A 24,375-nucleotide genomic window follows, 5' to 3' on the forward strand; every position below is an offset into this window, starting at 1 on the left:
AGAGAATGAAGAAGAGTTTAAGTTATCAAGTCAAATTTTTATCTTTAAATTGACATAAATCGTTTATCAGACAAGTACTGCAATGCGGCTTGCGCGCGGTACACACATAACGGCCATGAAGAATTAACCAATGATGAGCATCTTGCAAAAATTCTGGCTCTATATTTTTTAATAATTCTAACTCTACGGCTAAAGGCGTCTTACCCTTAGCCAAGCCAATCCTATTAGCTACTCTGAAAATATGAGTATCCACAGCCATTGTTGGTTGGCCAAATGCTGTATTCAACACTACATTGGCTGTTTTACGACCAACTCCGGGCAAAGACTCTAAAGATTCACGGCTATTAGGCACTTGTCCTTTATACTTCGTTATCAATAAATCACAGGTTTTAATGATGTTCTGCGCTTTGCTATTATATAGGCCTATAGATTTAATATATTCTTTTAATTGCTCCACCCCTAAATCGACAAAGGCTTGAGGGGTATTGGCTACTAAAAATAATTTTTCCGTCGCCTTATTCACACTCACATCAGTAGCTTGAGCCGATAGGATTACGGCAATAAGCAATTCAAAAGGTGAGTTGTAATGTAGTTCCGTTGTTGGATGAGGATTTTCCTGACGAAAACGGGCAAAAACTTCATGTCGTTGCGTCTTATTCATCATGTCTTCTTAGCCTTTACCCGAGCAAGAGCTTGTTGTATATAGTCTTGCTTAGCTTGGATATCCTGAACTCGATCTGCTTCTTGCTCAACCAATTGCCGTTTTTCACGGTAATTTTGTTGCTTTTCATGCTCATCCCGTAAAGCTCTCGTTTGCTTGGCATTAAATCGTTGCCGCGCTAAATCACGATCATATTCCTCTGCCGGCAAAGACACCATGTCAATACAATCCACCGGACAAGGAGCAACACATAAACCACAGCCCGTACATTCATGAGCAATAACGGCATGCATTAACTTACCACTACCAATAATTGCATCGACTGGACAGGCTTTAATGCACTTAGTACAGCCGATACACTCTGCTTCACGAATAATGGCTACTGAAGGCGAGCGAGTCTTTTCTTTAACTTCTTGCATATACGGCGTTGCATCAAGATGCAACAACGTGGCTAAAGATTGAAGTGTAGCAACGCCTCCTGGAGGACATTTATTAATAGAAGCGCTCCCTTGAGCCAAAGCTTCAGCATAAGGCAAACAACCCGAGTAACCACATTCGCCGCACTGTGTTTGCGGCAAAAGTGCGTCTATTTCTTTAACAGAAGCCATTATTTCACCTTCATGCCAGGCAGTGCTCCTGCATCAGGTTGTAGTAAATAAATTCCCTTCCCGTCGCCAGCCGCTAATACCATTCCTTCAGAAACACCAAAACGCATAGTTCGTGGAGCTAAATTGGCTACCATTACAGTCAATCGTCCTATCAAATTTTCTGGGGCATAAGCACTTTTAATTCCCGCAAAAACTTGTTTTTGGCTGTCACCTAAATCAAGACGTAAACGTAATAATTTATCGGCTCCTTCTACAGGTTCAGCAGCAACAATTTTGGCAATACGTAAATCAACTTTGGCAAAATCATCAATACTAATAGTAGGCTCTTCAGATTGTGGCTTATTTGCGCTTGCATTAGCAGTCGCTACCGACTCCTTGTTTTGTGCAAACATGGCCTCAATTTTCTCTTTCTCAACCCTAACCATTAAAGGTTGAAAATCATGAATTTCATGATTCAATAAAGGCGTATCTATAGAGTTCCATGATAAAGGTTCACAATTTAAGAACCCTTCAGCAGCTTTGGCCATAATAGGCAGTACTGGTTTCAAATAAGTAATTAAAATACGAAACAGATTGATTCCCATAGTACAAATGGCATGTACCTCAGATAAGCGCTCCTCTTGTTTAGCTAGAACCCAAGGTTTATTCGCATCTATGTACTGGTTGACTTTATCAGCACAATCCATAATTTGACGAATGGCGCGTGCATAATCTCGCCCAACCAAAGCTTCAATTATTGCCCCTCGAACGTTAACTAAGTCAGCATATAGCTGCGGCTCACTTAAAGAGCTACTCAAACGATTAGCAAAACGCTTATTAATGAATCCTGCACATCTGCTCGCTATATTAACCACTTTGCCAACGAGATCCGCATTAACCCTATTCGTAAAGTCATCAAAATTTAAATCTAAATCATCGACACGGCCATTTAATTTGGCAGCAAAATAGTAGCGTAAATACTCAGGATTTAAGTGATTCAAATAGGTGCGTGCTTCAAGAAAAGTACCACGGGACTTAGACATTTTTTGCCCGTCAATGGTTAAAAAACCATGGGTATATACTGCGGTTGGCATTCTATGGCCACTAGCAGCAAGCATTGCCGGCCAAAACAAGGCATGAAAATAAACAATATCCTTACCAACAAAATGATACAACTCCGTCTTGGAATCTTTGTTCCAAAACTCGTCAAAAGAAACGCCTTGTTCATCACAATACTTTTTAAAGCTGGCCATATAGCCTATAGGAGCATCCAACCACACATAGAAGAATTTATCTGTTGTTCCTGGAATAGGGAAACCAAAATAAGGCGCATCCCGAGAAATATCCCATTGTTTTAAGCCTGCCTCGAACCACTCACTCAGTTTATTCGCTACCTCTATTTGTAAATGGCCATGGCTAGTCCACTCTTTTAATAACTGTTCATAACGAGGTAAATCAAAGAAATAGTGCTCTGAATCTTTTTCTATTGGTTTAGCCCCAGAAATTGCAGATACCGCATCAATAAGGTCGGTAGGCGAATAAGTTGCGCCGCAAACCTCACAATTATCACCATACTGATCTACAGCTCCACACTTAGGGCAGGTACCTTTGACATAGCGATCGGGCAAGAACATTTGTTTTACAGGATCAAACGCTTGGCGTATTGTTTTTTTTATAATATTACCACCAGCCTGCAGTTGCTCATAAATCGCTGAAGCTAGAGCCTGATTTTCTGGCGAGTGAGTAGTATGATAGCAATCATAATTGATGGCAAAAGCAGCAAAATCACGTTCATGACTTAATTTAATTTCAGCCGTTAATGCTTCAGGAGTAATACCCAACTGCTCGGCCTTAAGCATGATGGGAGTTCCATGAGCATCATCACCACAGACACTAATGCATTGAATACCCAACATTTTATGAGTGCGTACCCAAATATCCGTTTGAATATGCTCTACCAAATGCCCAAGATGTAAATGACCATTAGCGTAAGGAAGCGCGCTGGTCACCAGCATTTTTCGTTCTGTTGTCATGAATATAGAATACCTCGAGGAGAAAATGAATAATTATAACGCAAAGCGCCCCTCATAGAAAGCAACGGCCAGTGTCTCGACTAGTGATAAAATGCTCGATGCGATAGGTTAGGCCTTGCTCCAACAACCTACAATTGACTTAATTATCCAAGTAAATTTTTGTTATTACCCATAATTTGCTAATATCAACTTAACTTTTCGTTATATGTGATACTCCATGACCCCAAATCCACGTCTTATTGTAGGTATCAGTGGCTCTTCCGGAATTATCTACGGAATAAGATTGCTTGAGGTTCTACAACAATTAAATATTGAAACCCACTTGGTTGTTAGTAAGGCAGGACAATTAACAAGAGCTCATGAAACCGATTATAGTGCAGCACAGCTTAAAACTTTGGCTAGCGTCTATCACCCGTGTATGGACATTACTGCTAGTATTGCCAGTGGCTCATTCAAAACCATGGGTATGATTATAGCTCCTTGCTCTATGAAAACTTTGGGCGAAATAGCTCATGGAATTAGTAGTACCTTACTGACACGAGCCGCAGATGTCGTTTTGAAAGAGCGCCGAAAACTAGTCCTTCTTCCTAGGGAAGCTCCTTTGCATTTAGGACATTTAAATAATATGGTTGCTATTAGCCAAATGGGGGGCATTATTTATCCGCCAGTACCCGCTTTTTATAATAAGCCACAAAACATCGATGATTTAATTAATGAGACCGTTGGAAGAGTTTTAGATTTATTTGATATAGATAGTGGTTTGGTAAAACGCTGGGGTGAACAATAAAAAACGCGACCTAAGCCGCGTTTTTTATTGTTGCCGTAGCAATTATAGTAATTGCATTACACCATTACTGGCTTAGACATTTGTTCAACTGTCTGCTCAACTGTCTGCTCAACAACTTGCTCACCTTTTGGTTTTCCGAACATTTTAACTCCTGTTACTGGAGCGGTGTCATCCTTTTTCTCTTCTTTTTGAACTTGAGTAAATGGAGTTGGAGTTCCAAGTTTTTCTGCCATTTTTTTAGCAGAACTATTTGTTGCTTCGTTTTCTTTTGTGTCTTCGTTTTCTTTTGTTTCTTCGTTCCCAAGATCAAACTGCTTTCCTTTATTTTCGTCTGGGTTAGTTTTAGTGCAACAGCTTTTGATCCAGTTAATAGTATTAACAACAGCAGCAATAGCATAAGTAGCAACGCTAGTGACAGCGAAAGTAAGAGCAGCGATAGCGCCAATTTGAGCAGCAGCTTCAGTGCCAACGATAGCAGCGATTGACAAACCATAGATGCTGAAAGTAGCGACAGCAGTTAAAGCAGCAGGCCATAAGAATACAGTTAGAGCAGCGGCGCCAGAAAGAACTAAAGAAGCCCAGAATGCAGCAGCAATAGCTGTTTGATGGTTGTATATGAAATTAGAAATGCCTCGTGCAATATACATCACAGATTCAAAAACAAAACCTAGTAAACCAGGATTAGTATTTGATGCTTCCTTAGAAGCCTCTTTAATACTACCATCATCTTTACGCTTGTAAGAACCAAGTACTAAATCCGTAATAGTACTAAACGCTCTTGCAGGTAAATAGAAAAAACCTGTAAAAAAGTCTTTAGCTGTCATTGTTTTACTCCAAGGTTATAAATCGAGGCGCATTGTAGCAACGCCATTGCAAGATGTGAATCAAAAATGCGCAATATGTTGTAACAAAAGAGTAAAGTCATCGAGTTATTTGTAAAAAATATTACAAAAAACAAGCCTTTTTTGTACAAAAAACGAACTTTCTATTATAAATGTGACAAAATAGCCTAATTCAGAACATCGACCATTTATTTTTAAACATCGCCCCCCTCTTGACGACCCTATTTAAATCCACGCAAGGAAAAAAATACAACGAACTGAACAAAATAGACCCATCGATAATGATGAGTGGAACACTTGATTAAAGAACTAATAGTCGCGATTGCCAAGAAGTCTATTCGTTAAATAGTTCCGCAACGAGGAAAACTAATAAATGTGCTGTGCTCATCATCAACACCTGAGCGCAAAGAAGAGGAGGGAGAGGAATGAGAATAAGTCGAGCTACTGCGTAACTCCTCCTGCTCACAAGAGTTACTGGAGCTTATCTCTTCATAATCCTCATCAAACACCTCCTCCACATAATCTGAAGTAGTTCTTAAATGAGTCTGAAGATAAGAATAACTTTCATTCATGGGCTGCTCTTTTGGTGTTGTCGTTTCTTTAGCAAATAGACTCCATAGATGCCCCCCCATAGAGACTAATTGATTTACTATCAAAGAACCTCCGATACCCACAGCAAAAGCAGCAGTTGTTGTAATTGCTCCTAAAACAAGCAACGCCAAGGGCAATTGTATCATTGGTAAAAAAGCCAATGGCGTCATCCCCCAAAAAGTTAAGGAAGCAAGATTCACTAAAAGAGAAGGAAAGAAAAAACAGGCTCCCGTAATGAGAAGCCCAATACCAATTGATATAAGCAAAAACAGCCCTACTAAGACTCTATTTTCATTATACCATTGCGTTAATAAATCCCACATGGCGGCAGCTCCTAGACAAAAAGACGGCTATGCTTTCTGATATATCGTTGGATCATTAACATGCGCCGCAGCAAACCCTTGCCGTCGAAAAGTACAACTGTCACATTGACCACAGGCCTCTCCCGCATCATTCGCCTGATAACAGGAAACAGTTAAACTGTAGTTAACGCCTAATTTATTGCCTAACTCTATGGTTTTGGCTTTACTCAAATGTTGTAAAGGAGCATGGATAGAAAAACGATCGCCTTCTACTCCGGCTTTAGTTGCTAAATTAGCCAAGGTTTGGAATGCCTGAATAAACTCAGGTCTACAGTCAGGATAGTGCGAGTAATCTATTGAACTGACTCCTATAAAAATATCTCTCGCATTTATAGATTCGGCCAAACCTAAAGCCATAGATAAAAAAATGGTATTGCGTGCAGGCACATAGGTAACAGGAATCGCTTCACTTTCCTGATAATTAGGAACTTCAATCGTTGTATCAGTCAACGCAGAACCACCAAACAAATTTACATCAAGCTTGATTATTTTGTGCTCTATCCCCATATGCTGAGCAATTCTTGCTGCGGCAAGCAATTCAGCAGAGTGTCTTTGTCCATAAGAAAAGCTCAAGCCATAGCAATGGAAGCCTTGAGATTTAGCAAGGGCCAAACAAGTGGTTGAATCTAACCCTCCGGAAAATAATACTACCGCTTTTTTCATTTTATCTCGCCTCAATAGTCTCTCATCAAATAATGCTCTAGAACCTGGAAAAATGATTAAGTCCTCCTGCGTCACAACGATAAGCAGATCGCGCTACAAATAACTCGACTCAAGACCGCTCATCACGCCTTGCAAAATTGGGCTATTGGTTGCCCGACTTACAAACTCGGCTCCATTTTCCATGGGTAATAATTTTGAGCATTGCTTGCTTATGAATAATCCTGTTAAAATGCCAAGCAATTATGCCACAACTTGGGATGTCATGACGACTAATCTTTATCCAGTAATTCTTGCCGGTGGTTCCGGTACTCGTTTATGGCCATTATCGCGCCAAAATTTTCCCAAACAATTCTTGGCCTTAAACGGTGAATTATCTTTGCTACAACAAACAATGCAAAGAGCACTCAGCCTGAACAGCAATCAAATGCTGATTGTCAGTAATGATGCCCATTATTTTCTTTGCCAGGAACAGTTACAAAATTTTAATATCCCAACGACTTATTTATTAGAACCCTGCGCACGAAATACCGCCCCTGCAATTGCTTGTGCCGCTCATCACTTAGTCCGCACTGTGGGTAAAGATGCAGTGATGCTGGTCTTACCATCAGACCATTGGATAGCTGATGATGATGCGTGGAAAGAAGCCATGCTCGTTGGTGGGCAATTTGCCGTAGAACATAAGGCTATAGTAACTTTTGGAATTACACCAGACAGCCCTAAAACAGGATATGGCTACATAGAGTCAGGATTCAATTTAACTGAAAAGGTACGTGCAGTAATCAGCTTTAGAGAAAAGCCCGATGCCACAACAGCTGCAGAATTTATAGAGCAAGGTAATTATTTCTGGAACAGCGGTATGTTTGTTTGCACGGCAGGAACTTATCTTGATGAATTACAGAAGTTTAACGCCAATATCCATCAATTTAGCGAACAAGCCTTGGTTTTAAGCCAACACCACCATGATTTCTTACGCCTTGATTTAGAGTATTTTTCCCAATGCCAAGAACTGTCTATTGACTATGCCATCATGGAGCAAACGGATAAAGCAGTGGTTATTCCTGTATCCATGCAATGGAGCGACTTAGGCTGTTGGACCGCCGTTGCTGACGCCAATCAACAAGATGAACATGGCAATACAATTACCGGTAAAGTAATAGCGAAAGACAGCTACAATTGTCTGATCAATAGTGAAGATATTTTAGTGACCACCGTAGGTATTCAGGACCAAATTATTGTTGCTACTAACGATGCCATACTCGTGGCCGATAAGCGTTACTCACAACAAGTTAAAGAACTGGTTAATTCAGTACGCAAAGACCATCATCAATTAACTCAAGATCACCAACGTGTATCACGCCCCTGGGGTTATTATGAAATATTAGCTGAAGGTCCGGCATTTAAAGTAAAACGTCTTATGATTAAACCAGGAGCGAAATTATCTCTGCAAATGCATCAACATCGTGCAGAACATTGGGTTGTTGTAGGTGGTGAAGCAGAAGTCATTAATGACAACAAAAACTTTCGCCTCGCTGTCAATCAATCAACCTACATCCCACAAAATACACGCCATCGTTTAAGCAACCCCGGAAATCAACCACTCTATGTTATAGAAGTACAAAGCGGAACCTATTTAGGGGAGGATGATATTAAACGCTTCGACGACATCTATGCGAGAAGAGATGTGACAGCTGTAGAACTATGATATTTTTTTCTGTAACCATTTGAAAAAACATCCATTCATTATTAAAACATGTTAAATCATTTTATTATCATACTAAGTATGGTTATAATTTGGGATGCTCTAAATCATTATTGTAAATATGTAACAAAACAACCTAATCATTCAGTATTGAACGTGGTTTTAATCATGCCTCATATAATTCACTGAAACGTAAAAACTCTCGTAGATATCCAAAATTTGTGCAAATTTTAGTATCAATAATGTAAATCTCCAAGCATTTCGCTTGTTTTCCAAATAAGTAGTATGCAAAATAGGTGCTATGTTATAAAAAAGTACATATTTTGTTTTTTTAGTATCATAATTAGAAATGAGTGACTGATAAAAAAGGATCCTACAACACCAATAGTGTGGTGGAATCATGTAACACCTAAGCCAATGGTGTTAACAAATAACCTTTTTCGTCAATCGACAGTGAGTCACCAAAAACTCCTAAATACAGAGGTGATGTTATGGCAACCAGCAGCTTAATTCTTCAGTCCTATTTTAAAACCGTTTCTAACGGTAAGAAAGATAAGCAGAGCTATAACAAGAAAGTTAAAGAGTTTCTTAAAACGAATAGAGGTGCCGACTTTCTCACCCCCCTTAATCACTACATCTCAATTTTAGAAGATACAGAGCAAGCCATGTTACCTTTCATGACTGCAGAGAAAAAAAAGCAAGTATTACGTGATCTACAAGTTGCCTTATTACTGTTAATGACGCAAAAGCGACATGAATTACAGCATCAAAAAACAGAGAATGTAACAACATACAACGCTCATATTAAAAATTGCTGCCAATTAATTGATGCCATCCAATATGAAGAAGAGCGTAAAGCAAGAAAAATGAAGCTCGCTCCAGATCATGGCTATGCTACAGACGGCTATCCTGTTCAATATCTAGGTCTTTCTTGGGGACAATGGTTTGCAGGAATGATGGTCGACTGGGCAGATCGTAAAACTAAAACAATCAAGGAAGTAATGGGGGCAGTTAATGAAAAAAGATTGTATTGGGTTTGGGGATCGTCACTATTAAAAACCACGCTGGATTTAATGCCTGCAGATATTTTCAACGTAGAACAAGCCAAACAAGCAATAAGAACTCCCGATCCATATACCGGCTACATGAGTTGGATCTTATACTATTTCCGTTTTGCTTTAAATTTAAGCCTCCTACTCAAGCATACCATTAGTGGTCCATGGATGAGTAAAGAAGAGAAAAAGACTCCCTGGACAGAACGATTCCTGACTCAATGGGACCAAAGGAAATTCACTTTACTTAATGATTCCTTATGGGCTACAGCGAATATGGTCTGTTTTTTCTGGCTTACTGGAAAAGGGGTATTGGGAACTTGGGGAGATCTCCTCACTTTGGTACTTTTAGTTTTTGACATCAGTATGGCTGTATGGGATTTTGAAGAACAAAAAACGCGCCACAATAAAGAAATGTTAGATTATGAGACTAATATTAAAAAATTGAAGGAGCAAATCAATAAGCCTAAAGAGGATACTCAATCACAAGAAGATTACGACAGAATGCTCATTGAGTATAAAATTCAATTGCTCGCTTTAGAAAAAGCACAAACACAATGCAAAAAAGATTGGGACTACCAAAAAATAAGTTTAATCAATAACATAACATATGCCGCAGGTTTAATGTTAGCCTTTGCTTTGTTAACTACTCCATTCCTTCCTATTGCAGGTCCTGCAGCATTAGCGCTCGTTGTGACAGGAGCAGTGCTTTGTTTTGCCCTTACAGTCATTTACAATGCAGTAAGAGGTGGTATAGAAATCTATAAGGCAAAACAGTCAGCAAGCGAGGTACAGGAAGATTGTGCGAATAAAATAGCTTTATTCTTAAAAAATGATCCGCCGCTTGATGACAATGAAAAACGTTTACTTTTCCTTGAAATCAAAAAGCTAAAAGCAGAAACCAGTTATCAAGAGCAAATGGTCGTTTTACAAACCATGCATTTAATCCGTTCCATTTTGTTTGAAGCGTTGCTTCCTGCTGTAATTTTTGCCAGTTTTGTTTTTTTACCGATCGGGGCAGGATTTGGCATATTAGGTGCTGTTCTCGCTTTAACTCTTGCATCACATTTCATTATTAATGCGGCGTTTAAGCCTGAAAAAGAAAAGCTGGGTGAGTTTAATGAGCAGGAGTTTGAGGTGTTCTGTAAAGATCCTGAACATTGGGATCCTAAAGCGGCAAAGTCGCAAACATTCTTCTCTTCCTCTACGAAACAGCCTGAGGCGCAATTGCCGCAAGCAGAAAAAATAGAGGAGCAAAATGAGGAGGATCTGAGCATCTCATTCTTATTTGATGAATCTGACGAGTATAAGAGTCAACCGCAATAAAATATTGTTCAGAGAGTGATACCAACATAGGTCGGGCAACTAATTGCCCGACGATTATTGTCACCATAACTCCACTCGAAAAATCATCTATATATGTCCAATAGACCTCTTTCCCTTTTCTTATTTAAGTCAGACAATTTGTTGCCTTAACTGTCATCCAGAGCACCGCGAAGGCGCTCCTGCAAAGCGCATTCAGCCACACTCAGGAGCTCCTCAGGATTAGCCAGTAGCGTTAATAACCGTCGATGACGAGAAATTTGCACCTCGCATAACAAATCCCTCTAAAAAAGTGTATAATGATTGTTTTTGTTACAACACAGAACTTAGGCAAAACAAAAAATAGCTCTTTTTTGCGTACGTTCTGGCTCAATTAGTGATCAGACATGAATCTTGAAAAGTTATATGATGTAATTGTCGTAGGTGGCGGACATGCTGGAACTGAAGCCGCTCTCGCTGCAGCTCGTATGGGCGTAAGCACCTTATTACTCACACATAATGTAGACTTGCTTGGACAAATGTCGTGCAATCCAGCAATCGGTGGTATTGGCAAAGGCCATTTGGTAAAGGAAATAGATGCCTTAGATGGTGCTATGGCGAAAGCCGCGGATCAGGCAGGAATTCAGTTTCGTATACTTAACGCATCAAAAGGCCCCGCCGTTCGCGCTACCCGAGCCCAAGCGGACAGAGTGCTTTATAGACAAGCAATAAGAGCACAATTACAGTCTCAGACTAATCTAGATATTTTTCAACAAGCTGTTGATGATTTATTAATTGAGCAAGGGCGAGTTACTGGTGTAATAACCCAAATGGGATTCACTCTAAGAGCTAAAGCAGTAGTACTTACTGTAGGTACTTTTTTAGGTGGTAAAATCCATGTGGGCATGAATCAGTTTTCCGGGGGGCGAGCAGGTGATCCACCATCCATTGCCTTAGCAAACAGCTTACGTGATTTAGACTTACCGGTTGGTCGTTTAAAAACAGGGACCCCTCCACGTATAGATAGACGTAGTTTGGATTTCAGCCAAATGACGGAACAGCCAGGCGACACTCCTTTGCCTGTATTTTCTTACTTGGGATCAATCAATGATCACCCACAACAAATCCCTTGCCATATTACCCATACCACGGAAGCAACTCACGACATTATTCGTAAAAATCTGCACCAATCCCCTATGTATGCGGGAGTAATCGAAGGGGTGGGACCACGTTATTGTCCGTCTATTGAGGATAAAGTAGTTCGTTTTGCTGATAAATTATCGCATCAAATTTTTGTTGAACCTGAGGGATTAACTACCGAAGAAATCTACCCTAATGGTATTTCTACCAGTCTACCGTTTGATGTCCAAGTACAATTTGTACGCACTATTAAAGGTTTTGAGCAGGCACATATTACACGACCTGGTTATGCCATAGAATATGATTATTTTGACCCTCGAGGACTAACCACGTTCTTGCAAACTAAGGCCATAGCCAATTTGTTCTTTGCCGGACAAATCAATGGCACAACAGGTTATGAAGAGGCTGCAGCACAAGGCATTATTGCCGGAATGAACGCAGCCTTACAAGTTCAGGAAAAAGATCTATGGTGCCCACGTAGGGATGAAGCATACATTGGTGTACTCATCGATGATTTGATAACCCGCGGTACTCAAGAACCCTATAGAATGTTCACATCTCGCGCTGAATACCGTCTGCTATTACGAGAAGACAATGCAGATCTGCGCTTGACACCTAAAGGTAGGGAGTTAGGCTTAGTGGGGGATAAGCGTTGGCAAATATTCTCAGAAAAACGCGAGTCTATTGAAAAAGCACAATCCCTTTTACATAGTACCTGGGTTCGTGTTACTCATAATGAAGTGTTTAAAGAAACGCTAACCAGTCCGATGCTCCACGATAATCGCGCCTCTGAATTTTTAAAGCGCCCTGAAATCAATTATCAACACCTATTAATGCTGGAAGACTTAAATTTACCAGAATTACCGCTAGATGTAATGGAACAAGTAGAAATTCAAAACAAATACGCCGGTTATATTGAGCGACAACAGCAAGACATCGAAAAATTGCGTAAATACGAAAATACAGTATTGCCTGACACCGTGGATTATCATCAAGTCACCGGTCTATCCAGCGAAGTGATACAAAAATTAGCGAAGATCAGGCCTACTACCTTAGCGCAAGCTGGCCGTATTTCAGGAGTAACCCCTGCGGCACTGTCTTTATTGCTAGTTCACTTGAAAAAAAATCGGCTTCACGCATGAATAATGAGTTAAAAAATATCCGCTTGCTCTCATTCAGCGCCCTCGGAGAAACCGCTCGACGTGGAGAAGAGTAAGCCATGCTACAAGTTAAATTACACCTAGAAGAAGGACTAAAACAGTTTGGTTTGAGTTCGCTTTGCGAGCCACTCTTCAACTACTTACTCCTATTGAACAAATGGAATGCGGCTTATAATCTCACCGCAGTGCGCGATCTGGATTCCATGGTGAGCAAACACATACTGGACAGTTTAGCTATTTTACCCTGGATAAAGGGGAATAAAATTCTAGATGTAGGAACTGGGGCGGGATTACCAGGCATTCCCTTAGCTATAGCCAAGCCAGAAATTCAATTTGTTCTACTCGACAGCAATGGCAAAAAAACGCGCTTTCTCAATGAGGTAAAACGACAACTTGACTTGAAAAACCTTGAAATTGTACAATTTCGAGTCGAAAACTACCACCCAGATGAAGGTTTTGATACAGTAATAAGCCGAGCGTTCAGTAGCCTTGAACAAATGATTCATTGGACACAACACCTAATTGCCCAAGGGGGGCAATGGTTAGCGATGAAAGGTCGTTATCCTGAAGCTGAATTAGCACTCATCCATCAACCGTTTCGCGTAATAAACTATACGGTTGACAGTGTTGAAGGAGAACGCTGCTGTGTCTTGATTGATAACTCAACTAAGGAATAATTATGGCGAAAGTCATAGCCATTGCCAATCAAAAAGGGGGAGTGGGAAAAACCACTACGGCCATTAATTTAGCCGCCTCGCTGGCTGCAAACAAACAACAGGTACTATTGATTGATTTAGATCCTCAGGGCAATGCAACTATGGGTAGTGGCGTTGATAAAAATCAACTGGTGCATACCACTAATGATGTATTACTACATGATTGTCTTGCCGAGCAAGTTTGTCTTACCACCACTTGTGGCTACGATTTAATTCCTGGCAATAGTGATTTGACCGTTGCTGAGGTCAGTTTGATGGAAAGAAATCATAGAGAAACGTTTTTATATAAAGCCTTGCAACCGATACAAAATAACTATGATTTTATCTTGATTGATTGCCCTCCGGCGTTAAATACGTTAACGATTAATGCTTTTGTTGCAGCTGACTCAGTATTAATCCCTATGCAATGTGAATACTACGCTCTTGAAGGATTGGCTGCCCTGCTATCAACTATAGAGCAAGTTAAATCCTCAGTTAATCCAAGATTAAATATAGAAGGTGTCTTGCGTACCATGTACGATGCTCGTAACCGGTTATGTGCCGATGTATCCAAACAACTATTAGAACATTTTCCGGCTAAGGTGTACCGAACGGTAATACCGCGTAACGTAAGATTAGCAGAAGCACCAAGCCATGGATTACCAGCATTACACTACGACAGAACATCACCCGGAGCTGCCGCTTATATGGTGCTAGCCTCAGAACTTATCAGTAAACAAACTGTTGTCAGCTAATTTGGGGGAATAAATGACAGTAAAACGCAATGGTTTAGGACGTAATTTATCCGCCTTATTAAGTCAATCTGGCAGCACGTTACTACAAGAAAAGCCTCAAACAGAACATCTTAAACTGGCTGTTGATTGCTTACAACCAGGTAAATATCAACCACGCGGTGAGATGGAAGAAGCCCCATTAAATGAATTGGCAGAATCCATTAAAAAGCAAGGGTTACTGCAACCCTTACTTGTTCGTGCACTAACCAATGGCGGCTATGAAATTATTGCTGGAGAAAGACGCTGGCGTGCAAGTCAGATTGCCGGTCTTACCGAAGTCCCAGTTATCTTAAAACAAGTTGATGACGAAACAGCCATGGCCATGGCCTTGGTTGAAAATTTACAACGCGAAGATCTAAATGCAATGGATCAAGCCCGAGCTATGCATAGGCTCACGACTGAGTTTGCTCTAACCCATCAACAAGTAGCCGACCTTTTATGCAAATCGCGAACGGCGGTGAGCAATTTTTTGCGTTTGCTTTCATTGGCCCCTTCCGTAAAAAAATTATTGGAGCACGGCGATTTAGACATGGGACATGCACGCGCTTTATTGATGTTAGATGAAGAACAACAAAGCCAAGTAGCCCTATTAATTATTGCTAAAAATTTATCAGTGCGAGAAACAGAAAAATTAGTCGAGCGAGTTAAAGAGGGGAAGACTGAAGAGCACCCACGTGAAGTCCCAGCTCCCTTGCATCAAGAAAAAGTAAATACCTTGGCACAGAGACTACAAACCCAAGTAAAATTAAAACCAGGAAAGGCAGGCAAAGGTTCATTAATTATTCATTACGATAATGCACATAGCTTGCAAAAAATCATTGAACAATTGATGGATTAAGCTGCATTCAAGACTAGTTCAGTTGCTGTATAGATAATGACTCAGTTTAAAATGTAAGCTGAATCCTTGCCCACCAGGTTCAGAGCGACTTCGGCGACAAAGGCATTGGTTAATACCATTAACTCAACTTGGCTCGTCTGATGTATGGGACCAAACGCAATCCTGATGGTAATTAGTCAACATATAAAGAAAAAGAGCATAGACTCTATGCTCTTTTTGGGAATAGGTAGACAGCAAGATCGAGTACAGTCCTATTTCTTACGTGGATTCCTCTGAAGTGTTTTAGGCTTCTTAGTCAAAGCTAAGCTTGCTCACCACACTCTCAATCTGGCCTCCAAAATCAGGTTATTGGCTGAACAATGCATACTGTCTATAGTTCTATGTTAGGACAATGAGTTTATTTATTCAACTCTTTTTTGATTGTTTATTGCAAAGATTTCGTCAAGTTAACGTTGCCATTGGTAGATATCTATTTAAATTCATCGGCTTATTTCATCCGGTTTTATGCACTAGACCTCTTTCGAAACTCGCTGTAGCGAGTGAAGAACCAAAGTGTGTACACGAAAGTCTCATGAGGATTCGAGCACCGTATCGACGAAGCAATTCACTGAGACTGTAGAGTTTCGAAAGAAGTCTACTATAATTTTAAAAATGGATGAAAGTTCTCAATTTGAAGGGATGGATCTATGGAGCATCGCGATCATGCAAAACATATCCCAAAAACGCAACAATCTGCATGTGATCATCACCAACATCATGGGCTTCATAAAAAAATAAATACCCCTCCTATCGAAGGAGCTCTATATACTTGTCCTATGCATCCAGAAATTACACGATCTGCTCCTGGAAATTGCCCTATCTGTGGTATGGCCTTAGCCCCCATGACGACCTCTATAGATGAAGCACCAAATCAAGAATATGGAACTATGCGTCGACGCTTTTGGTTTGCTTTAATTCTGACCTTGCCCCTATTCGTCATGGAAATGAGCGACCATTGGGAAATACAAATGCTATCAACCAAAGCATCTACTTGGGTGCAATTGGCTCTAGCAACTCCAGTAGTTCTTTGGGGTGGTTGGTCGTTCTTTGAAAGAGGACTGCAATCACTTAAAACACGTCACCTCAATATGTTTACATTAATAGCAATAGGCATTGGTGTAGCATGGGGATATAGCATGGTCGCCACCCTATTTCCTTCACTATTTCCAGCAGCCTTTCGTAGCAGTGGCGGTACAGTTGCCGTGTATTTCGAGGCCGCTGCGGTCATTACCACCTTAGTGTTACTGGGACAGGTACTTGAGCTAAAGGCCCGAGAGCAAACTGGAGGAGCAATTCGCGCGTTACTCAAATTAGCTCCGGAAAATGCTCACCGCATTAAAGACGACAATACTGAAGAGGAAATAACGCTTGATGAAATCAAAGAAGGAGATCGGTTACGTGTACGCCCAGGAGAAAAAATACCTGTAGATGGAGTCATCACAGAGGGTAATAGCACCATAGATGAATCAATGATCACCGGGGAATCTATGCCTGTCACTAAAAAAACGGGAACACAAGTGATCGGAGCCACTATCAACCAGACCGGTAGTTTTATCATGCAAGCACAACATATAGGCAGTGAGACTATGCTTGCCCGTATTATACAAATGGTTAGTGAAGCGCAACGAAGTCGGGCTCCCATTCAACGCTTAGCAGATAAGGTTGCGGGTTGGTTCGTGCCCGTAGTACTCCTTATCGCTCTGTTGTCGTTTATTGCATGGGCTATTTATGGCCCACAACCCTCATTAAGTTATGGTCTTATCGCTGCAGTGTCTGTTCTTATCATTGCCTGTCCTTGTGCATTGGGTTTAGCTACCCCTATGTCCATTATGGTCGGGGTGGGGCAAGGAGCAAAAAATGGAGTGCTCATTAAAAACGCCGAAGCATTAGAAAATATGGAAAAAGTCACTACACTCATCGTAGATAAAACAGGAACACTCACTGAGGGTCATCCTCAATTAACGCGGATTATCAATACAGAAGAATATAGCGAATATGAAATCTTAACTTTAGCCGCTTCCCTTGAACATCAAAGTGAACATCCTTTAGCCCAAGCGATTATTGTAGCCGCAAAAGAAAAAAACATTCCTCTGGCCAAGGTAACTCAGTTCGACGCCCCTACAGGAAAAGGAGTAATAGGTATAGTCAATGGTTACCAAATTGCTATAGGTAATAATTTACTAATGGAAGAATTACAGGCAAGCAATGAAGCACTATCTTCCCAGGCTGATACCCTTCGTGCTGAAGGAGCAAGTGTCATGTTTCTTTCTCTAGACAACAAAATTGCGGCGCTCTTAGTAGTAGAAGATCCTATAAAAAGCGATACGGCCGAAGCGATTCACCATCTACAAGCTGAGGGGATAGAAGTCATTATGCTAACCGGAGATCATAAAAAAACAGCGGAAATTGTAGGCCAAAAACTAGGCATAAAGAACGTCATTGCCGAGGTCTTGCCTTCAGATAAAAGTCGTGTGGTGAGTGAGTTAAAAAATAAAGGCCAAATAGTGGCCATGGCAGGGGATGGAATTAATGATGCCCCCGCCTTAGCAAAGGCAGATATTGGCATTGCTATGGGTACAGGGACAGATGTGGCCATCGAAAGTGCGGGTATTACACTACTCCATGGTGATTTAACTGGCATTGTCAAAGCCAGACGCCTATCAACCGCAACCATGCGTAACATTAGGCAAAATCTATTCTTTGCTTTTATCTATAATATTCTAGGAATACCCATAGCAGCCGGAGTTCTTTACCCTATTTTTGGCGTGTTGCTTAGTCCAATTATCTCTGCGGCCGCCATGTCTATCAGTTCTGTGTCAGTCATAGCTAATGCTTTAAGATTAAGATGGAGCCGTCTCTAAGGAAATGATCCCTCCTTAGTAAACGAGATTGGAACGACTAATTTGTGCCACGTTAGTCACACCAGTCAAAGTCATAGCAATGCGTATTTCCTTAGCAAAAATATCCAACAAATGCTCAACACCGGCTTGCCCCCTAGCAGCCAAAGCATAAACAACAGATCGACCTAGTAGTACTGCTTTGGCCCCTAAAGCCAACATACGTACCACATCCAATCCTGAACGCACTCCAGAATCAACAAGAACACTAAGACTGTTACCAACAGCATCGGCTATAGCTGGTAAGGCTTTTGCAGTAGACAAGACACCATCCAATTGGCGCCCCCCATGATTAGAAACCACTATCCCATCAGCGCCAAACTTAACAGCATCTTTTGCATCCTCAGGATCTAAAATACCTTTTATAATCAAAGAACCCTGCCAAAAATCACGTATCCATTCCAGATCGCGCCAGCTAATCGAGGGATCAAAATTTTTCTCTAAAAAACCAATATAATCTTGCAGGTCGACAGATTTTCCTAAATATTTTGATACATTCCCTAGCTCAAAAGGACGTCCTAACAACCCGACATTCAAAGCCCATGAGGGTTTCATTACAGCCTGTAATAAACGCCGCGGTGAGGAAAAAGAACCTGACATACCAGAATGTGCATCTCTATATCGAGCTCCAGGCATAGGCATATCAACTGTAAAAACAAGATGTTGTATTCCTGCGTCCCGCGCACGTTCAAGCACGTTTCTCATAAAGCCACGATCTTTGAGCACATAAAGTTGAAACCATAACGGTTGTTTGCTCTGTGCGGCGACCTCTTCTATAGAGCAAATAGATACCGTAGATAAAGTAAAAGGAATACCTGTTTTTTCTGCAGCTTTTGCCGCCTGCACCTCTCCTCGTCGAGCATACATCCCAGTAATCCCTACAGGGCTTATTATCACGGGCAGTGCTAATTTTTGACCGAATAATTCAGTTTCCATACTTAAATGCTCTACATTTTTTAAAATACGCTGTCGTAAGACAATCCGTTCCAAATCTGCAGAATTAGCCTTTAAGGTATGTTCTGCATAAGCCCCTCCGTCTATATAATCGAATAAAAAGCGGGGTAATTTGCGCTGTGCGGCAAGACGGTAATCCAAAGGGGAAGAAATAATCATCCTGAGCACTCCAATTGAGACTGGGTAAATACGAGAAAAATAAGCATACCGTTTCCATGTGTTTGAAGCAAAATATTGCGGTTAATACCTCTGTCTAATTATAAATTTCATTCTCATTGATCACGTAATGGCAATGGTGTAAAATATAAGAACAACAATTTAAAGTCCTTTCACTTTTGGACGGAGCCTGGTAATGCCACATATTCCTTTAGAGACCCTTGGTTTAAGCGTACCAAACATGCGTTTCCAGCATGGAGCAAGACAAGTAACAAGGCCCATAAGCGACCATCCACCGATTATTCAAAATACCTTATGGGGAACAGTTGCTACTCTCAATATGCTTCACCCAGGCTCTCCCCTGGCTCCGCCGGTACAAATAGGCGGTGTTACTACGTTGCCAATTAATGGCAAAGTCCAAATGGAAGAGATGGCTCAATATATCGTTCAAATGTTTCAACAAGGAGTTGGGTTGCTTGCATTACAAGAAGTTCCTGCCCCTGGTACAGCTAATTTTAATTATTTGAGAGATGAATTGACCCGGCTAACGGGAGCATCTAACTTAATTGATGTACAGACATTAACCAGTCATTGGTTAAAAACTAAGCCTCATGCTTTTGGTACCACGATTCTATCTAATCCAAATCAGTTTAAAATCACTGGAGGAGCAAAAGCTGGCTTGAATAATCGGGCAGGCGTATATAATGTTACCGCTGTATCTAGTGGACACATAATACCCGTTGCCAATATTCATGGGGACTTTAAAAATCAACAAGGCACTGCAACATATATTAACAACTTTGATGGAATATGTTTGGGTGATTTAAATATTTCACAAAGCGACATGAGAGCCAACCCCAATCCTCAGATTCTACAATCTATTGCAACACCTACTTTAGTAATAGAAGGTTTAATATATCGAGTCGATACTGTTGATGTTATTCAAGATGCCTACAGTCGGCAAATTAAACCTGATTTTACTCCAGATACAACGCGTATTACCCCACCTACGATTCCTATGCATCATACCCCACCCACAGTTTTTACAATAGCCAAGGAGCAAGCCGTTGAGCTTTTAAAGCAATTTCAAGCGACCTTAGCAAGCGATCTCATTATAGGTGGAAAAATCGTCGGTTTGCAGTTAACTACACCAGCTCCTTATACGGTATCACATATAACAACTACGAATAGCAAAGTTCGTGATGCTTTGATTCCGTTTTATCAAAACTGGATAGCACAACAAGGCTTGCAGACACAAAAGGCGCAAGGCGTAGCTAATAATGCGTCAACAACTCATCACAATGTTGCCCCGTTTCCCTCTAAGCCAATAGTAGCCGCAATTGAGATACTTCCGCAGCATGCGACTGTATATCTACAGCAGGTGAAGTCTAACTTGCCACCACAATTCCTTGATCAAAGCCCTATAGGGATAGTGGGAGTAGAGCTCGAAATGCCCCACCCCGGTAAAACTGACGCTCGTATAACCTTTAGAAATAAAGAAATTTACGATTTTATTACCAGAGGGTTCAAGCATGAGAAGCAACAAGCACAAGACCCAACGAATACTATCAGTGGAACAACGCAACATTCCAGCTCATCCCAAGCGGATCATGTGGTGCCCCCAGTGATTGATGAACCCATTTTTCAGCCTGTAGTTATTAAAATACCGGCCAAACAAGCAGCTTCATTCCTCGATAGAGTAAAAATTGAAGCCAATCTGCCGCCTGGACTTGTTCAAAATGGACGAATCACAGGTGTAGAGTTAAGAACAGCATCCAAAAGTGGCATATCAGAAATAACTATTAAGAATAGAGACGCTCATCAAGCCATTGCCGTATTTTATGAACTGTGGACGAAGGAGCAAGAAGCCCTTAAGACACAACAGGGACAAAAAACAACTGACACGACATCTGGTGCGAGGCATCATTCTAGCGTTGCTCCATCACACGGAACACAAACTAATACCAACATACCTCTAGTTGTCGATACTCCCATTGCGAAGAAAAAAGAGGTTCCTATACAGCAAAATACAACAAATACTACACCAATAACAACGCACCATTCTAGTGTTCCCCCATTGGATAAAGTACACACTACAGGTAATGACTCGCCATCTCCTTTTCAACCAATAATTATTAAAATGCCGGCTACGCAAGCAGCTCTATTTGTAAAACAGTTTAAGGCCGTCTTACCCCAACATTTTATTAATAGTGAAAACGTTATAGGCTTAGACTTAGACGTCCCTGATCAAACTAGCGATGCCAGTATTACATTGAAAAATCAAGATATTTATCAAAAGTATTTAGAATTTCAAGCGGTAAAACTCCAACAATTTAATGATGGAAAGATAAAGATTCAGAGTGATTTTATTAAAAGTCTTGATGAGTTTTCCGATAAGATGAAGAGTCTAGCAACAAGCGATTCTGTTTCCGCTCAAAAAGGCAAACAACTATACGATACATTAATGAATGCACAAGCAACTTTTTTCCAAAACATAACTCCTGGTTCCAGTAAAGAAGAGATAAAGACTCACATCGCCGATTTTCGTATGAGCTGTAGAAATCATTTTGTGGAAGCAGATAAAGTTATGGGCCATGGCTGGTTATATAGAGTGGCTGAAGTTGTTATAAAAGCGGTAGTTGGTTTGTTTGCAGCTATAGGCATGGCACTTGGTGTCATTGTCGGCCAAGGTGTACTCAACGCCGAGCATCGCCAAGGATTCAAAAACACGTTCTTTGCTCTAGACAAGACTGCCGGAACAACAGCATTAGAGGCGACCCAGAAACAAATTCTAGGTAATGATGAAGACGATCAAGGTTTGCTAAATCAAGAGGCTTTTACCCCTAAAAATTAATAGCGAGAACGTCCGTTGCGGATACGAGTTGTAGCCCGGATTAGGCGCAACCGTAATCCGGAAAATCCAGTTGGTAACCTGGACAGCGAGAGCGTAACCCAGAAGCAAGATTGACTTTATTGCACCTTATTTAGGTATGTAAAGATATTCTAATACCTATTTATCCTGCTTTTTGCTGCCACATTTTTCCTGGGTCACGTTCTCGCTGCCCAGGCTACTTTGCCCCACGTTCCTCTCCGAAACTCACGTCCGCTTAATTGCAGTGAAGGCTAGGGAACCCTACTAATAATTTTAAATATTTTGAAACATATGATTAAAACTAAAAAATAATCACAGATAAAACTTTTTAATTTCCTTGAGCTAAAATTAGTTATATAGAGTGTTTTTTATCTAATTATTATTGCAATAATTGATTATGGACAATCAAAGATATTTCACCAACAAGGATCTTCTATAAGTGCAACTAATGCTATTTGCATGTTGATAATTAGCTGGTGGAGGCCATGGTGTTAATTCAACCTGTTCAGCCTGTATTTGTAACTATCAAAATTGGCGAGGAAAAGTACGATTGCCAAATGATAAGTTTATCCGATACAGAATTAGAATTAACTAGTTCCGAATATATGGAAAAGGAGAGTCATGTATTATTCTTTGCCAAATATTTTCGGGGAAACGCAACCATTAATGAAATAAAATTCGCTCAGTTCTGTTTTACCTATAAGCTGAGCATTGAGGCGATTCAGTTTCAACCGGGATTAATTATTAATACCCGGTTGTAATAAAAGCGAAATGAAATTATAACCAATAAACAAATAAAAATAAGAACAACCAAACAACGTCCACAAAATGCCAATACCACGCAACACCCTCAAAAGCAAAATGACGTTCTGGAGTAAAATGTCCTTTTTTGCAACGAATCAAGATGACAATCAGCATTATAGTTCCAATCGTCACGTGCAAGCCGTGAAATCCGGTCAACATAAAAAAGGTTGTGCCATAAATACCTGAAGCTAGGGTTAGGTTCAACTCATTATAAGCTTCATGATACTCATAAGCCTGACAGCATAAGAACAATATACCCAATGCAATAGTTAAAGCCATTCCCACTAGCAATTGAGTACGTTTATTTAATTTCAAGGCCCAATGCGCCCAGGTTATAGTGACGCCCGAAGTTAACAAAATTAAAGTGTTGAGAGCAGCCAACCCCCATGCGCCCATTGCCTCAGTTGCCCCTGAAAAAATCTGATTATTAGGGTTAGCTAATAAAGGCCAGACGGCTTTAAAATCAGACCACAAGGTAATATGGGTCATTGGGTGTATTTCCCCTCCCAGAAGGGGAACCGACCAAAATCTGGTGAAAAATAAAGCGCCGAAAAAAGCACCAAAAAAACAAACTTCAGAGAAGATGAACCAGCACATACCCCAGCGAAAGGATCTATCGACTTGCAGATCATATATCCCCTTGCCATTTTCATAAATAACTTGGCCAAACCATCCAAACATCATACCAACAAGGATACAAAGACCCAGGGCAAAAATATATGGTCCGTACCAGTCAACATGTAGCCAAGAAGCAGCCCCTACTAACGTCGTGGTTAATCCAATTGATCCAACCAAAGGCCAATGACTGGGCTTGGGGACATAATAAGTACCTTGCGCTCCCATTGTGTTTTAATCTCCTGTGTCAATAATACATTTAACTTGCGCTGTTTATTTAATTGATTGCTCTATTAGTCACATCGAATAAAGTATAAGACAAAGTAACTGTCTTAACATTCTCAGGCAAGTCCGTATCTAAGTGAAATAATAACGGCATATCCATTGCTTCATGCCCATTCAGTGTCTGCTGAGTAAAGCAAAAGCACTCGGTTTTTTTCAAATACTTAGCCGCAATTCCCGGAGTAACACTGGGAATTGCTTGCACGGTCATTTGATGATTTGTTTTATTTTCGGCATAAAAAGCCAATTTAACAATTTCACCTGGGTGCACCTTAATTTTCTTCGTTTTAGGATAAAACGCCCAGGGAACACCGCTATTGTTAGTAGCTACAAACTCAACTAAAACCTCTCTATTTGTCGCAATAGTTGCCTTAGTTACATCATAAGCAATCGCTTCAGGATTAGTTTTACCATTTATACCTAAACTTTTACATAAGCTGTTATAGATGGGAACTAAAGCAAACCCAAAAGCAAACATTCCTAATACAACAAGTGACAATATAAGTAACAGTTTTCTCTGTTTTTTTTCCTCGCTCATTAATTTTCGCCT

General features: G+C 40.6%; 19 protein-coding genes. 10 read left to right on the top strand and 9 right to left on the bottom strand.

The features are described from left to right. Positions 1 to 25 precede the first annotated feature (25 nt). From nth to metG, 3 genes are read right to left on the bottom strand one after another with little or no spacing between them, the layout of a single operon-like run. On the bottom strand, positions 26 to 661 hold the full coding sequence (nth, locus tag LFA_RS16615) for an endonuclease III (RefSeq protein WP_045097714.1): 636 nt from the start codon (positions 659 to 661) through the stop codon (positions 26 to 28). Then, positions 661 to 1,269, bottom strand: a complete 609-nt coding sequence (locus tag LFA_RS16620) for an RnfABCDGE type electron transport complex subunit B (RefSeq protein ID WP_045097158.1) — start codon at positions 1,267 to 1,269, stop codon at positions 661 to 663. The genes nth and LFA_RS16620 overlap by 1 nt, the downstream gene beginning before the upstream one ends. Further along, positions 1,269 to 3,281 carry a methionine--tRNA ligase gene (metG, locus tag LFA_RS16625; RefSeq protein ID WP_045097159.1) on the bottom strand — a complete coding sequence of 671 codons (2,013 nt, stop codon included), beginning with the start codon at positions 3,279 to 3,281 and terminating at the stop codon, positions 1,269 to 1,271. Before metG ends, LFA_RS16620 begins: the two co-directional genes overlap by 1 nt. A 217-nt stretch (positions 3,282 to 3,498) precedes the next feature. Here metG and LFA_RS16630 point away from each other — a divergent pair, with 217 nt between their 5' ends. Beyond that, complete coding sequence (locus LFA_RS16630) at positions 3,499 to 4,068, top strand: UbiX family flavin prenyltransferase (protein ID WP_045097160.1); 570 nt, start codon at positions 3,499 to 3,501, stop codon at positions 4,066 to 4,068. A 56-nt stretch (positions 4,069 to 4,124) separates the two neighbouring features. On the opposite strand, the gene LFA_RS16635 is transcribed toward LFA_RS16630, so the two are convergent. The 3 genes from LFA_RS16635 to queC all read right to left on the bottom strand — a co-directional run bounded on the left by LFA_RS16635 (position 4,125) and on the right by queC (position 6,526). After that, positions 4,125 to 4,892, bottom strand: a complete 768-nt coding sequence (locus tag LFA_RS16635; protein WP_045097161.1) for a hypothetical protein — start codon at positions 4,890 to 4,892, stop codon at positions 4,125 to 4,127. 359 nt (positions 4,893 to 5,251) lie between these two features. Beyond that, positions 5,252 to 5,824 carry a hypothetical protein gene (locus tag LFA_RS16640; protein WP_045097162.1) on the bottom strand — a complete coding sequence of 191 codons (573 nt, stop codon included), beginning with the start codon at positions 5,822 to 5,824 and terminating at the stop codon, positions 5,252 to 5,254. A gap of 27 nt (positions 5,825 to 5,851) precedes the next feature. Further along, on the bottom strand, positions 5,852 to 6,526 hold the full coding sequence (queC, locus tag LFA_RS16645) for a 7-cyano-7-deazaguanine synthase QueC (RefSeq protein ID WP_045097163.1): 675 nt from the start codon (positions 6,524 to 6,526) through the stop codon (positions 5,852 to 5,854). A gap of 262 nt (positions 6,527 to 6,788) precedes the next feature. Here queC and LFA_RS16650 point away from each other — a divergent pair, with 262 nt between their 5' ends. The 7 genes from LFA_RS16650 (at position 6,789) to LFA_RS16680 (ending at position 18,106) form a co-directional block, all read left to right on the top strand. After that, positions 6,789 to 8,228 carry a mannose-1-phosphate guanylyltransferase/mannose-6-phosphate isomerase gene (locus LFA_RS16650; RefSeq protein WP_045097715.1) on the top strand — a complete coding sequence of 480 codons (1,440 nt, stop codon included), beginning with the start codon at positions 6,789 to 6,791 and terminating at the stop codon, positions 8,226 to 8,228. A gap of 488 nt (positions 8,229 to 8,716) precedes the next feature. After that, positions 8,717 to 10,603, top strand: a complete 1,887-nt coding sequence (locus tag LFA_RS16655; protein WP_045097164.1) for a hypothetical protein — start codon at positions 8,717 to 8,719, stop codon at positions 10,601 to 10,603. 383 nt (positions 10,604 to 10,986) lie between these two features. After that, the gene (mnmG, locus tag LFA_RS16660; RefSeq protein WP_045097165.1) at positions 10,987 to 12,861 is read left to right on the top strand and encodes a tRNA uridine-5-carboxymethylaminomethyl(34) synthesis enzyme MnmG; all 1,875 of its coding nucleotides are present in this window, start codon (positions 10,987 to 10,989) and stop codon (positions 12,859 to 12,861) included. 77 nt (positions 12,862 to 12,938) lie between these two features. Next, positions 12,939 to 13,556 (top strand): 16S rRNA (guanine(527)-N(7))-methyltransferase RsmG, encoded by a 618-nt coding sequence (gene rsmG, locus LFA_RS16665; protein WP_045097166.1) that lies wholly within the window; start codon positions 12,939 to 12,941, stop codon positions 13,554 to 13,556. Positions 13,557 to 13,558: 2 nt separating this feature from the next. Then, complete coding sequence (locus LFA_RS16670) at positions 13,559 to 14,329, top strand: ParA family protein (protein ID WP_045097167.1); 771 nt, start codon at positions 13,559 to 13,561, stop codon at positions 14,327 to 14,329. A 13-nt stretch (positions 14,330 to 14,342) separates the two neighbouring features. Next, a complete protein-coding gene (locus LFA_RS16675) occupies positions 14,343 to 15,206 on the top strand; it encodes a ParB/RepB/Spo0J family partition protein (protein ID WP_045097168.1) in 864 nt (287 codons plus the stop codon). A gap of 686 nt (positions 15,207 to 15,892) precedes the next feature. Continuing rightward, a complete protein-coding gene (locus LFA_RS16680; RefSeq protein ID WP_045097169.1) occupies positions 15,893 to 18,106 on the top strand; it encodes a copper-transporting P-type ATPase in 2,214 nt (737 codons plus the stop codon). 15 nt (positions 18,107 to 18,121) lie between these two features. Here LFA_RS16680 and lldD read toward each other — a convergent pair whose 3' ends face one another. After that, on the bottom strand, positions 18,122 to 19,255 hold the full coding sequence (gene lldD / locus LFA_RS16685; RefSeq protein WP_045097170.1) for an FMN-dependent L-lactate dehydrogenase LldD: 1,134 nt from the start codon (positions 19,253 to 19,255) through the stop codon (positions 18,122 to 18,124). Between the two features lie 193 nt (positions 19,256 to 19,448). On the opposite strand from lldD, the gene LFA_RS16690 reads away from it, so the two are divergent. Together LFA_RS16690 and LFA_RS16695 are read left to right on the top strand one after the other, a co-directional pair. Further along, on the top strand, positions 19,449 to 22,106 hold the full coding sequence (locus tag LFA_RS16690) for a hypothetical protein (protein ID WP_045097171.1): 2,658 nt from the start codon (positions 19,449 to 19,451) through the stop codon (positions 22,104 to 22,106). Between the two features lie 506 nt (positions 22,107 to 22,612). Continuing rightward, on the top strand, positions 22,613 to 22,885 hold the full coding sequence (locus LFA_RS16695) for a hypothetical protein (RefSeq protein WP_045097172.1): 273 nt from the start codon (positions 22,613 to 22,615) through the stop codon (positions 22,883 to 22,885). A gap of 16 nt (positions 22,886 to 22,901) precedes the next feature. Here LFA_RS16695 and LFA_RS16700 read toward each other — a convergent pair whose 3' ends face one another. After that, positions 22,902 to 23,771 carry a cytochrome c oxidase subunit 3 gene (locus LFA_RS16700; protein ID WP_045097173.1) on the bottom strand — a complete coding sequence of 290 codons (870 nt, stop codon included), beginning with the start codon at positions 23,769 to 23,771 and terminating at the stop codon, positions 22,902 to 22,904. A 49-nt stretch (positions 23,772 to 23,820) separates the two neighbouring features. Continuing rightward, entirely contained in the window at positions 23,821 to 24,363 is a 543-nt protein-coding gene (locus tag LFA_RS16705; protein WP_045097174.1) for a cytochrome c oxidase assembly protein, read from the bottom strand. Positions 24,364 to 24,375: the final 12 nt, after the last annotated feature.

Source organism: Legionella fallonii LLAP-10 (assembly GCF_000953135.1).
Lineage (GTDB): Bacteria > Pseudomonadota > Gammaproteobacteria > Legionellales > Legionellaceae > Legionella > Legionella fallonii.